10 protein-coding genes and 1 pseudogene are annotated in these 12,799 nt (G+C 61.9%); 4 read left to right on the top strand and 7 right to left on the bottom strand.

The window, feature by feature from the left end:
* The first annotated feature begins 20 nt into the window (after nt 1-20).
* Nucleotides 21-2,981, top strand: coding sequence for a Tn3 family transposase (locus JAO75_RS23010; protein WP_199051546.1), 2,961 nt, complete (start codon nt 21-23; stop codon nt 2,979-2,981).
* Between the two features lie 22 nt (nt 2,982-3,003).
* Here the strand turns inward: JAO75_RS23010 and JAO75_RS23015 are convergent, their stop codons facing one another.
* The gene (locus tag JAO75_RS23015; RefSeq protein WP_199051547.1) at nt 3,004-3,534 is read right to left on the bottom strand and encodes a DUF4158 domain-containing protein; all 531 of its coding nucleotides are present in this window, start codon (nt 3,532-3,534) and stop codon (nt 3,004-3,006) included.
* 557 nt (nt 3,535-4,091) lie between these two features.
* Between JAO75_RS23015 and JAO75_RS23020 the strand changes: the two genes are divergently transcribed.
* Nucleotides 4,092-4,388 carry a helix-turn-helix domain-containing protein gene (locus JAO75_RS23020; RefSeq protein ID WP_199051548.1) on the top strand — a complete coding sequence of 99 codons (297 nt, stop codon included), beginning with the start codon at nt 4,092-4,094 and terminating at the stop codon, nt 4,386-4,388.
* Between the two features lie 622 nt (nt 4,389-5,010).
* Here the strand turns inward: JAO75_RS23020 and JAO75_RS23025 are convergent.
* From JAO75_RS23025 to JAO75_RS25405, 5 genes and pseudogenes are all read right to left on the bottom strand, one after another.
* On the bottom strand, nt 5,011-5,748 hold the full coding sequence (locus JAO75_RS23025; protein ID WP_199051549.1) for a Crp/Fnr family transcriptional regulator: 738 nt from the start codon (nt 5,746-5,748) through the stop codon (nt 5,011-5,013).
* A 65-nt stretch (nt 5,749-5,813) separates the two neighbouring features.
* The gene (locus JAO75_RS23030) at nt 5,814-6,053 is read right to left on the bottom strand and encodes a DUF6894 family protein (RefSeq protein WP_199051550.1); all 240 of its coding nucleotides are present in this window, start codon (nt 6,051-6,053) and stop codon (nt 5,814-5,816) included.
* Between the two features lie 833 nt (nt 6,054-6,886).
* Nucleotides 6,887-7,060, bottom strand: a complete 174-nt coding sequence (locus tag JAO75_RS25550; protein WP_425523216.1) for a hypothetical protein — start codon at nt 7,058-7,060, stop codon at nt 6,887-6,889.
* 14 nt (nt 7,061-7,074) lie between these two features.
* Nucleotides 7,075-7,472, bottom strand: a pseudogene (locus JAO75_RS23035) (IS6 family transposase); the annotation flags it as partial.
* A 35-nt stretch (nt 7,473-7,507) separates the two neighbouring features.
* Complete coding sequence (locus JAO75_RS25405; protein ID WP_343234681.1) at nt 7,508-8,107, bottom strand: Rieske (2Fe-2S) protein; 600 nt, start codon at nt 8,105-8,107, stop codon at nt 7,508-7,510.
* A 118-nt stretch (nt 8,108-8,225) separates the two neighbouring features.
* On the opposite strand from JAO75_RS25405, the gene JAO75_RS23045 reads away from it, so the two are divergent.
* On the top strand, nt 8,226-11,132 hold the full coding sequence (locus JAO75_RS23045; protein WP_199051552.1) for a molybdopterin oxidoreductase family protein: 2,907 nt from the start codon (nt 8,226-8,228) through the stop codon (nt 11,130-11,132).
* A gap of 8 nt (nt 11,133-11,140) precedes the next feature.
* Nucleotides 11,141-11,632 (top strand): HPP family protein, encoded by a 492-nt coding sequence (locus JAO75_RS23050; protein ID WP_199051553.1) that lies wholly within the window; start codon nt 11,141-11,143, stop codon nt 11,630-11,632.
* 87 nt (nt 11,633-11,719) lie between these two features.
* Here JAO75_RS23050 and JAO75_RS23055 read toward each other — a convergent pair whose 3' ends face one another.
* A complete protein-coding gene (locus tag JAO75_RS23055; protein ID WP_199051554.1) occupies nt 11,720-12,418 on the bottom strand; it encodes an IS6 family transposase in 699 nt (232 codons plus the stop codon).
* Between the last annotated feature and the right edge of the window lie 381 nt (nt 12,419-12,799).

Below are 12,799 nucleotides of genomic sequence, written 5' to 3' on the forward strand. Positions count from 1 at the left end.
GGGCCGTGTAGGGGCGTACAATGGCACAACGTGGCTTGCTGGCTGAGGATGAACGCCAACTCGTGTTCGGTATACCTCGGCAGGAACACCCAATCATCAAGCACTACACTTTCAGCCAAGGCGACCTTGACCTGGTGTTGCGCAAGCGCGGTGCCCGCAACCAGCTCGGGTTTGCAGTGCAACTCTGTCTTCTGCGGTATCCCGGGTTTGGGCTGCGCCTCAACGAGACTCCTCCGCGAGAGATGCTCACCTTCCTGGCGCGCCAGCTTCAGGTGTCACCTCACGTCTTCGAGGATTACAGCCGGCGGCCGCAAACCCGGCTCGACCATGCCGCCGAACTGATGGCTCGCTTGAACTTGCGGCCCGCAATGTGGGAGGACTGGCCGCTCATGCTGAGTGTTGCTGCGGAAGCAGCCTGGGCGACGAACAATGGGGTCGAGATCGTTCAGGCGGTCCTCGACTGGTTGCGTACTCATCGGATCATCCTGCCAGCGCCCAACAGGCTGGAGCGGGTCGCCCGTGCCGGCCGGGCCCTGGCCCGCAGGCGTGCTGCCGAGGCGCTTCTTGATCCTTTGACAGAGGATCAGCTCAAGGCGATCGATGCCCTGCTGGTGAATGACACCACACTCAAGCGCACTCCCCTCGCCTGGCTACGTGATATCGCCGAAGCACCTAATTCCTCCAACATGACGGCGCTTCTCGAGCGACTGTCCTACGTTCGGTCCCTCCAAATCAGCCCTGAGATCGTAGACCGGGTCCACGAACGACGGTTCCAGCAGTTCGTGCGCGAGGGAGCCGTTGCTCCAGCCTTCCTGCTCGACGAATACGGCGTGCGCCGGCGTCGGGCGACGCTCGTGGCGCAGATCATCGTACTCGAGGCTAAACTGGCCGACGCTGCCATCGCGATGTTCGATCGGCTGGTGGGTAGCCTCTTCACCCGTGCTCGCCGACGCCAGGAGCGCGCCTATCAGACCACAGGTCGCGAAGTCAGCCGCCTGATGCGCCTGTTCCATTCAACCATCACGGCCCTGAGCACCGCCCGCGCTACACGGGGAGATCCATTCGAGATCATCGATGAGGAGATCGGCTGGAGCGGGTTGATCAAAGTCCAGCCGCAGGTTGAGGAGTTGGCCCAACTCGCTGATGGCGACACACTGGTCATGGCGGCCGCGAAGTTCATGACGGTACGCCGCTTTGCCCTGCCCTTTCTGGAAGCCTTCACCTTCCGCAGCACCGGCCGGCTCAACCCTGTTCTTGCGGCGCTCAACATGGTCCGGGACAGCCTTCGCTCCCGTCGCCGGGACTTGCCCCAGAAGCCTCCCATGTCATTCCTTCCGAAGACGTGGCAGCAGTTGATTATGGAAACGGGTCAACCGGACCGGCGGCTGTATGAGACGGCCGTGTTCGCCGTGCTGCGGGATCGCCTGCGCTCCGGCGACATTTGGGTCGAAGGCACCCGCAACTACCAGCGCTTCGATACCTATCTGCTGCCTCCGGCCTCTGCCCCGTCAGCGATCGCCGCCTTGAAAGCCCCGGATGATGCGGACGCGTATTTGGCGGAGCGGAGCCAGCTTCTCGAGTGGCGGCTGAAGCGGTTCGCCCAGGCGCTGAGCAAGAATGCCGTTCCGGGTGTCTCCCTTCGTGGCGAGGAGCTCCATGTGTCCCCGCTGCGGGCCCTCACGCCACCAGAGGCTGATCGGCTTGATCGCGATCTCGACCTGCTGATGCCCAACATCCGCATTACCGAGCTGTTGAGTGAAGTTGCGCAGGCGACCGGCTTTGCGGGTTGCTTTATCGATCTGCGCGACGGCAGGCCGGCCGATGATGCGACGGCTGTTCTGGCGGCGGTGCTCGCCGATGCGACTAATCTCGGTATCGAAAGAATGGCGTATGCCTCTCAGGGCGTGACCAAGGCTCAACTGACTTGGGTGCACTCCTGGTACCTGCGGGACGAAACCTACAAGGCAGCGCTTGGCGCCATCGTCGATGCGCACCAACGTTTCCCGCTGGCAGCGCTCTGGGGCGACGGGAGCACGTCGTCCTCAGACGGGCAGTTCTTCCGCACCGGGTGCAGGAGCGCCGGGGTTGGCGAGGTCAACGCGAAGTATGGCTCTGATCCTGGTGTGAAATTCTACACGCACCTGTCGGATCAGTACGGCCCTTTCCACACCAAGGTGATCTCGGCCACCACGAGCGAGGCGCCGCATGTTCTGGATGGCCTGCTGCACCATGGAACGGGATTGTCGATCCACGATCACTACACCGACACGGGCGGCGCCACCGACCACGTCTTTGGCCTGTGCCATCTCCTTGGCTTCCGGTTTGTGCCCCGACTGCGGGATCTGAAGGATAGGCGGCTGGCCACCTTGGCGGGCCTGGAGGTGCCGAGTAGCCTCCAGTCATTGATGGGCCGCCCGATCCGCGCCGACGTGGTTGGACAGGGCTGGGATGAGGTGCTGCATCTGGCCGCCTCCCTCGCAGCTGGGACTGTCGCCCCTTCCGTGATGCTGAAGAAGCTGAGTGCTTACAAGCGTCAGAACCGGGTGGATCTCGCCCTCCAGGAGATCGGGAGGATCGAGCGGAGCCTGTTCACACTCGACTGGCTCGAAAGCCCGGATTTGCGGCGGCGCTGCCATGTTGGCCTCAACAAGGGCGAGGCCCGCAATTCCATGGCTCAGGCAATCTTTGCCCATAAGCAGGGCCGGATCACGGATCGAACGTTCGAGAACCAGAGCTACCGGGCCTCAGGCCTCAACCTGGTGATCGCTGCAATCGTGTATTGGAACACGCTCTACATGGGTCGCGCGGTGGAGCATCTGCGGTCCCAAGGCCGGATTGTGCCGGATGAGCTTCTCACGCATGTCGCGCCGCTGGGCTGGCGACACATCAGCCTGACCGGCGATTACCTCTGGCAGCATGCAGCCTCAGGAGCCGGGCAGCAGGGTCCGCTGCGCAATGTCCGCCACCGAAACGCCGCCTGAGGGGTGCTCCCCAGAGGAATGTTCATGCTTCGTCCAAGTTGCCGAGGTTTATTGCACAAACCTTGCGCGCTCCCCCATCTGGCAAGAGAAGGGCTCCGCGGCGGCGTAACTCGTTCACGACCGCGGTCATGATGGGCAGACCGCTTTCGGTCGCGCTGGCGGCCTCGGCAGCTGCGAGAAGGGCTGCTCGACGATCTTCTCGCGTTGCGGTCCGGACGCCGAGGTATTTCGCCAAGCGGTGACTGTGCTCAAAGCGTGTCGGGATGCGCCGCGCATAGGACGCAAAGGCACCAGGATTGATCCCAAGTTGCTCGGCCACATAGGAGACCAGCGCAGCGGGCGGATCCTCGCCCATACCCAAGACCCGGCCCGGATAGCGCATGATGCAGAGCTGGACTGCATAACCGAGTTGATTGTGAGGACGTCGGCGGACGTCGGCTTGGAGACGATCCTGCGGAGACAGACTGTAGTGCCTGATCAGGCTTTCCTCATCGTCTGGAATACCGAGCAGGGCCTGGCGTTCGTCAGGGGTTAAGAGTTTCCGGCGCGCCATCGATCACCTCGCAGATTGTCGGCTCAATCGCTCCTGAGGAGCCAGACATTGGTGCGAGATCGACGAACCCCGTACAGCTGCTATCCTGCGTATCCACACGTTACGTTCTGGGTATCGTTACCAGCAGGGTTCCGGCTAATCGCCGAGCGTGCCGGGCCGCTAACTCCCAGTGAGTACCCTCGGCGCCGGACATGGATCGTCAAGGAAAGGCGAGTTCCTGATCCGTTCTATCTTAGCGTATAATCAGGAACAGATCTTGCGCTGGCCCCAACCGCTCGCGCAGGCCCTCAGCCAAGGCGCCAATGGCGGCGGGTTCGGTGGTCTCCTGTCGTTCTTCCGCCCCGGCGGCGGCGACAACCTGTTCGGCAACGGCGGTCCTCTCACTGGTCGAGCGGTATGCAGGATGTTGGCTTTGGTGTCGGCGGCATGCACGACGGTGGTGTGGTCGGCCGGGATTGGTCTTTCACCCGCTATGTCCACTCGAAAAGTCCCAAGGGCCTGAGCATTGACGCGCCGCGCCTCTGAAGCATTTCCTCTGTCGCTCAGGGAGGGACCTCGTGGGAGGAGATGACTTTGACCAGCTCATTGCCAGCCTGGGCGAGATACTCTCGTTTACGGATGACGGAAAAGCCCCCGGCGCCAGCCCGAAGCTCCCTCCCCTCATTGATGTCGCTGCTATCCGCAGAAAGACTGGCCTTTCACAGACGGCTTTCGCGCTTCAAGTCGGTGTCGCGGTGGGGACGATCCGCAATTGGGAGCATGGCCGACGGCTCCCTCAAGGACCAGCGCGCATTCTACTAGCCCTCTTGGATCGCAATCCTAAGGTCATCGAGGACACTCTCGGGGCCGAATGACCCGCCCGGAGTACGGCAATTGCCCTGCGGCGGCGCACTCGAAAGCTGGCTATGGTTTGGATGTCTGAGGATGCATCTGCACTTGGCCGTTTGGATGCACAAGGCGGGAGGCCGGAAATGGTGCCGTTTTCGGCCTCTCTTCTCGTGATCTGACCGGCCGTTAAACCTTAGTCTTTCTGGCAGGGCTCGAAAGCTCCAAGGCTGTAGTTCCTCCCGCAGCTGGACGAGAGCTCGACGACATGGTGACACCCATGTGGATCTGTCCTCCAGTTGTCGATGGCTCTCTGCGAGATGAAGACATCGATCTTTAGCTTGGTCACCCAATGCATGCCTGTTCTCTCCGTACGGCCTACGTCATCCCAAGAGATCTGCATCTGAAAAAGGCTCCATCACGAGACCAGTAGGGAGCAGGATGCAGAGGAGTGGTGAAGGGCAGGTTGCCAAGGGTACAAGGATGAGCAAGCGGCTCTATTGGCGCCTCGAAGCGTGACGAATTCGCGCGTCGTGGAGGAAAATTGTCGCTACTAATCGAGCGGCAGCCGTGAGGCTTGCTGGGGCCACTTTTTTTGAATAGGTGCGGCGGCGTTCCATACTGGCGATTATGCGAAATTGCTGGGCAGATTTATGGTCCCCGTTTCGGTGGTGGATAGCTGCTAGGCAACACGCGCTGGTAGATGCGGCAGATCCGGCCGTAGCACTCGCACACCGTCTCCTCCAGACCGGCCCGGTCCGTCACCGTGATGCTCCCACGGCCCTGTTGGATCAGCCCTGCCGTTTGCAATGTGCGGGTCACCACACTCACGGTTGAGCGTTGCACACCCAGCATCTCAGCCAGGAACTCGTGCGTGAGCGGCAGGGTATCCTGCTCCGCCCGGTCATGCATCATGAGGATCCAGCGGCAGCAGCGGGCCTCCACCGGATGAACGGCGTTGCAGGTGAGGATCTGGAATGTCTGTCCGAGCAGGACCTCGCCGTAGCCGGCGATTAACCGCCGCAGCTTGGGGTGAGCGCTGCGCACCTCATCCAGGCGCTCGACCGCAATGCGCGAGGCGGAGCCGGCCATTTGTACCACATACCGCCCAAAAGCCTCCCGGGTCACGAGAGCGCTCAGCAGGCCCACGACGCCGCCGCGCCCGAACAGGGCGACCTCGACCGTGTGGCCATCCTCCAGCACATTCACCAACGATACGACAGCGTGATGAGGGAAGTAGGCGTAGCGGATGGGATCACCGGCTTCGTAGAGCACCTGCTTATGGGTCAGCTGGACCCCCTCAAGGTAAGGCTCCAGAGCAGCAAAGTCCTCCGGCTCCAGAGCAGTCAGCAGCCAGTTCGTACGGTGGTCGGTTCGATCCTCGACCATAGCGACCTCGTCACCCGCGATTATACAACGCGGATGCAGGTGGTTTGTCTCAGCAAGGCCGGATTTTACCCACTGTGGCGCTCGATCTTCATTGACGCGGTCACGGTGCAGACCCGTTGGTTCCGCTTGTCTCTGACTTCGATAATAACATCCCTGGTATCACCTTTCGCCAGCCAACCAGCTCCAATCTCAGCCGCCGAGCGGGTTGCCGCGTGCACAGCAGCGTCGAGGCTGTCGAACTCGGCGCCGTCATCATCGTACACGCTGTCCATCCCATTCAGGATGTCGAAGTAGTAGCGCAGCACGGGAAGCTCCTGCCCTGCTCTGACTACTCGTGATCATATCATTCATTCTGCTTTTGAACTGTCATGCACCCGACAGAGAACAGGAGTGTGGCCGGTTTGTTCGCTGTTCCATGCTGACAATTGTGCCAAATCGCGGCCACTTCCGCGCATGCGTGGGAGCCAGCCAGAGCGCTCGTGAAAAAGGGCCGCGCCCGATCTTGTGACCGTGTTCGCGACCCTTTGAGCCCGTATTTGCCCCTACGGTGCAGCCTGCATATCTACCTCGTCCGAGGTATGCAATGAGTACAAATCCCTACCTCTGGAGCGGACGGTGTCACAATGGCGCACATATCCCTCATCGCGGGCAGTGACAAAGGGCACCTGATCAGAGTAGATGATGATCAATCGGCCCAATTCTTTGCCCCTATGGGTTCGACACCTCAAGCGCCCTCTTCGGACGGGCGCTTTTTTCTTGGCTGCTGACCTTTCTACTTACATTCTATGCAGAGCCCTTTCGGAATACCGTGGTATTCTTTCCAGCCACACGCGAGGCCAAGAGGGTTCGTTCTTTGAGGGGCAGGCGTCATGACAAAAGACGACGCAAAAGTACAAAGGGAATTGGCCGAGATCAACACTCGGTTTGAGCGGCACGAGAGAATGACCCGCTGAGTTCTGGCTTTGGTTATCGTCTTGGTGGCGCTGGCTCTCGTGGTGGTGGCCAGTGCCCTTCTTGAGGCGGAGGGTCGCTATAGGACTCCCTCCAGTCTTGTCGGGACATTGTGCCGGAATCCAGCGGGCGATGTCACTTTAACCAAACCCGGACCTATTGAGGCAGATTTCGCCGCTTGAGCCGGTCAGGCAGCGAGGTTGGCCGCACCTGTCCATTCCGCTATGGCGGTGAGGCGATGAAGATGGGTGGCAAGGGCGGAGCGGCGGGTGCGGGGAGGAACGAAGAGGTTGCGCACAGCGGAGAACACACTGACGTACTGCTGCAGGCCTCCCGCGATCGAAAGCCCTGCATCATCCACTCCCGCTTTCGCAACGGGACATGCGAATTCTCGGCCCGGTTATTCAGGCCCTTGTGAGCGCGGTGCTCAACTGAGGGCATGATCTGACGCCGGGCCGACGCGTAGGAGCTCAACTTTTCAGTGATCAGCCGCCGGGGTGGACAGCCCTGCTTCTTCAACAGCCGCTTCGGCAAGCGCTTGGCTGCCTTGGTGTCGCGCCGGCTCGGTCTCTTGCGTTTGAGGCGGGGGCGTATTCGGGTCCGAGCTTCAGAGCCCATCGCCGGACGGTCTCATAGGAGACGAGGATGCCGCGCTCCAGCAGCATCTCCTCAATCAGGCGCAGGCTCAATGGGAACCCGAAGTAGAGCCAGACCGCATTGGCGATGATCTGGGGTGGAAAGCGATGACGCTTGTAACTGACGGGCTTGGTCATGCCAGCCCGTCTACACGGCTCACACTCATGCCCAGTTAACGTGACGAGCCCGTCTTAAGATCGTAGCGGGATCCATGCCAAGGGCATCCGAGACCGCCCCGCAGAAGCCAGCCTTCGTCCAGGGGGCCACCCATGTGCGAGCAGCGCGCGCCCATGGCGAAGATGCGTCCGTGCTGCCGCACGAGGGCGACGGGAATGTGCGCCCGCTCCACCTCATCCCAGACCTCTACTTTGCGCGGCTGCCCCTCCTTGAGATCCGCCGCAGGCAGAACGGGCTCGAAGCCGCGCGGCTCGACGCTGCGGTCGGCCTGATCGACCCCTTGCCGGAGGCGATAGACGAGGTGACCGCCCAGATAGGCCCCCACGAACATCACGCCCCAGGCTGTCGCGCTTGCAAGGCGTCCCTCGCGGCGTCGGCCGCGCCGGCGCAGGGCGGTCGAGGTGAGCTGAAGGCCGAGCGCCGCGCTGTTCACGAGCGCATGGGCGAGGCCCACCCGGCGCGGGCGTCCGTGCGTCTGCTGCCAGTCCACTAACCCAGTGGCCGCCGCCGCAACCGCGCCGGCGGCGCCAGCCTGCACGGCGATATCGGCGGCCCTGCCATAGGCACGGCCATGTTCTGTTCCGAGCGCCTCAATGGCGTCGCGCCCAGTCCGCTAGGGTACGATCGCTGACGCCGACGATCTACTCTGCTGCTGGAACACTGCTGCTCCTCTCTGGTTGACGGAGAAGCTTTTTCACTCACAGAGGCACATCATGCGCCAGGGACGTGGCCGCTTCGGCGCGACAGGCAAGGCCCTCCGGCAGACCCGGGACAGCATCGCCGATATCTGGGGGGAGCGCACCGGGTTCCACGGGGAGGATCAGTGGCCTGCCCGGGTCGACGAGGCCCTGATCGAGGAGCCGGATCGCTGGGTGCAGTCGGCCTGCGTGCTGTGCTCCAATGGCTGCGCTCTCGATATCGGCGTCAAGGATGGCCGCATCGTCGGCGTGCGCGGCCGCGAGGTCGACCGCGTCAACCGCGGGCGTCTCGGTCCCAAGGGGCTACATGGCTGGCGGGCGAACAACAGCCCGGACCGCCTCACGAAGCCGCTCATCCGCTCCGGCACAGGCTTCCGCGAAGCGAGCTGGGACGAAGCGATGGATCTCATCGTGTCCAAGTCGAAAGAGCTGATCGAGCAATATTCGGGCTCGTCCATCGGCTTCTACACGTCGGGCCAGCTGATGCTGGAAGAGTACTATACCCTCGGCGTCATCGGCAAAGCCGGCATCGGCACGCCGCACATGGACGGCAACACCCGCCTGTGCACTGCAACCGCCGCGGCAGCCCTGAAGGAGACCTTCGGCTCGGACGGCCAGCCAGGAAGTTACTCCGACATCGACACCACGGATTGCATCCTGCATGTGGGTCACAACATCGCCGAAACCGACACCGTCCTTTGGATGAAGGTGCTCGACCGCCGTCGCGGCCCCAATCCGCCCAAGCTGATCACCATCGACATCCGGGAGGCTCCCACAGCCAAGGAGGCCGACATCCACCTCTCGCCGAAGCCCGGCACCAATCTGCCCGTGCTCAACGGCCTTCTCAACCTCATCATCGAAGGCGGAGGCGTCGATCGGGCATTCGTCGAGAAGCACACAATCGGCTTCGACAAACTAAAGGAAACGGTCTCCCGGTACACGCCGGAGAGGGTGGAGGAACTGTCGGAAGTGCCGGCGGAGAAGCTTCGGGCGGCCGGGCGCATGCTCTGCGAGGCCAAGAGCCTCGTCTCCACCGTGCTCCAGGGCGTCTATCAATCGATGCAGGCCACGGCGGCGGCCGTGCAGGTCAACAACATCAACCTGATCCGCGGCTTCATCGGCAGACCGGGTTGCGGCATCCTGCAGATGAACGGCCAGCCCACGGCCCAGAACACCCGCGAATGTGGGGCCGACGGCGATCTGCCGGCCTTCCGCAACTGGGACAATCCGGAGCACATCAGGGAACTGGCCGCGCTCTGGAACGTGGAGGTAGACAAGATCCCGCATTGGGCGCCTCCGACCCACGCAATGGAGATCTTCAACTATGCCGATAAGGGCTCGATCCGCATGCTGTGGATCCAGGCCACCAATCCGGCGGTCTCGCTGCCCGATCTCGGTCGCGTCCGGTCGATTCTGCAGAATCCCAACCTGTTCGTTGTCGTGCAGGACATGTTCCCAACGGAGACCACGGAGCTCGCGGATGTGATCCTGCCCGCGGCCGGCTGGGGCGAGAAGACCGGCACCTTCACCAATGTCGACCGCACGGTGCACATCGCCCACAAGGCGGTCGAGCCGCCGGGCGAGGCTAAGTCGGACCTGGATATCTTCCTCGATTACGCTAAGCGCATGGACTTCCGCGACAAGGACGGCCAGCCGCTGATCAAGTGGCACGATCCGGAGAGCACCTTCGAGGCTTGGAAGGCCTGCACACGGGGGCGCCCCTGCGACTACACCGGCCTGTCACACGCCAAGCTCACGGGCGGCTCCGGCATTCCGTGGCCGTGCAACGAGCAACAGCCCGACGGCACGAAGCGGCTCTACGAGGATCATCACTTCCCGACGGAGCACGAGTACTGCGAGTCCTTCGGGCATGACCTTGTAACCGGCGGCGTTGTCACGCCGACCGAACACAAGGCCATGCACGCGAACGGAAGGGCCATCCTGAAAGCGGCCGAATACCACGCGCCGCACGAGGAGCCGGACGACGAGTATCCGTTCTGGCTCTCGACCGGCCGCCTCGTCTATCACTTCCACACCCGCACGAAGACAGGGCGCTCCGAGGAATTGCACGAGGCTGCGCCCGATGCCTTTGTGCAGATGAGCGCGGCAGACGTGCTGAGGAACAGCCTGCGGGACGGCGACTGGGTCCGTGTGTCCTCCCGGCGCGGCAAGCTCGAGGCCCGGATCAAGATCGGCGACATCGAACCGGGACGCGCCTTCATTCCGTTCCACTACGGCTACTGGGACGACCCGGAGCACATGCGTGCGGCAAACGAGCTGACCCTCTTCGAGTGGGATGCTGTGAGCAAGCAACCGCATTATAAATACGCCGCTGTCTCCATCAGCAAGATCGACGCGCCTGAGACAGGCCAGCCCGATACAGCGCTGACCATTGCGTCCGAGGTGGTGGACCGGCTCAAGCACATGGCGGATGCCGCCATCAAGACCGTGAAACCAGAGCACACGCATGTCCGTGAGTATCTCGGCCTGCTCCATGGCAGCGAACAGGCGCTCGCCGACGCGCTGAAAAAGGTTGCCGAGGCGCACTCCCGCGAACCTGACATCCGCAACGAATGCCACCTGCTGGCGCACTGGTCCCGCAAGGAACTCGACGAGTTGCGTACTCTCATTGAGCGCTATGGCGAGGCGCGGAAGGCCGAGGCCAAGCGCCTCGGGAAAGCTCTGGAGCCGCAGCAGAAGGCGACAGGGTTCGGGCTCGTGCGCGACCTGCACGATTGCTGGCTGCTCGCCAACGAGTCCCATGTCTCCCTGGTGATCCTGGCCCAGGCCGCGAGAGGCCTGCGGGATGAGCAGATGAAAGGCCTCATCGAGCGGATGGACGAGCAGAACCATCGCCAGCGCACTTGGCTCATGACCCGGATGAAGCGCGCCGCGCCTCAGGCGCTCACGGTTCCATCATAAGGTCGGTGATGAAGGGCGTTCCGGAATGGATCTGGGCACCGGTCTCGGCGGCGCTCCTGACCGCCATCGCCGGTGCGATGGGGCTCTGGGCCGGCCTGCCGTGGCTGTTTCCGAGCCTTGGGCCGACAATCTTTCTGCAGGTGCACAAGCCTGAACAGAAATCAGCCCGTCCCTATAATGTGATCGTGGGGCATGCCGCCGGCATCATTGCTGCGGTCATTGGGGTTTTTACCCTGGGAGCAGGCAGCGCTCCGCCTGTGCTGTCGTCAAACGAGCTGACATGGCCTCGGATTTGGGCATCCGCTATCGCCATGGGGCTGACGCTCTTGTTGCAGGTGCCATTGAAGGCTTCGCACCCTCCGGCTGCGGCTACTGCCATGCTGATTGCACTTGGCGGGTTTTCGCTGACGTGGCGCGACATGGGTGTGCTCGCCGCTGGCATCCTGCTCGTGGCCCTGCTCGGGGAGGGGCTGCGGCGTCTGCGTCAGCCGGGCGCCTGAGCTTTTACATCTGCTCGCAGCCCCGGCAGTGGTTCTGTCGCAATTTCTGTCTGCAAGCGGAAGAATTCCGTAACAGTTCGTATTGGCTTATGCGGCGAGCTGCTCGAACTGCTCTGCAAGCGAGAGGTTCGAATTGCGGGCATACTTCGCCTGTCCTTTCCGCATCATATGAACCATCTCAAGGCCGCCCATGATCGCACCAGCGCTCCCTACGGCCTTGAAACCCAGCATCGGGTGAATCCGGCGTTTGATCGCACGGTGATCCTGCTCAATGCGATTGTTCAGGTAGCGACTTTGCCGGATGCCGATCGGTTTGAGCTTCCGTCGTGATCGGTCCTGCAGCCGATCTGTCGTGTCGCAGGACAGGATGGCTTCCCGGTTGGTCTGACTGCCATCGATCACAATCCGCTCAGGCCGGCCATGCCGCTTCAGCGCCTTGCGCAAGAACCGCTTGGCAGCCGTCAAGTTGCGCCGCTCACTGAACCAGAACTCGACGGTGTCCCCATTGCTGTCAATGGCACGGTAGAGATAGGTCCAACGACCCCGGACCTTGATGTATGTCTCATCGACATGCCACTTGGCAGTGACGATTCGCTTTCGCAGATTGAACCGCTTCAGCAATTCAGGAGCGTAGCGCACGACCCACCTGTGGACCGTCGCATGGTCGACGGAGATGCCCCGCTCGGCCATCATCTCTTCCAAGTTCCGGAGGCTGAGATTGTAGGCCAGGTACCACCGGACGCAGAGCAGGATCACGGATCGATCAAAATGCCTGCCCTTGAACACGCTATCCTCCACCACTGAGACGCAAGTCAGGATAGCTGAAACTCTGAAACAAACCGTTTGCGACAAAACCGGGACTAGAACATCGGACTGGAAATGAGACCCCTGAAGTTTTGGGTTTTCGTGATTTGTGATCCGTCTATGTACACTGGACAATTCGCGAGGCGGTGACTTGATGCAGTCAAGAGAATCCGCGAAGCAAAAGCGCCTGCGAGACCAGGTACATTTTGGGCTCCACTCAGCGTCCGTTCATTTATCAGGAACTATACCAGCAAACACGTGTTGCCAAAGCAGCTGTAATGCGCGTGAATTGGAGTGGAAAGATGCTGAAGAAGAGCGCCGCAGTCATGGCCATAACTTCTGGCCTCATGTTGCCTGGGACTG

Origin of the sequence: Microvirga splendida (assembly GCF_016427565.1) — a bacterium.
GTDB classification, from domain to species: domain Bacteria; phylum Pseudomonadota; class Alphaproteobacteria; order Rhizobiales; family Beijerinckiaceae; genus Microvirga; species Microvirga splendida.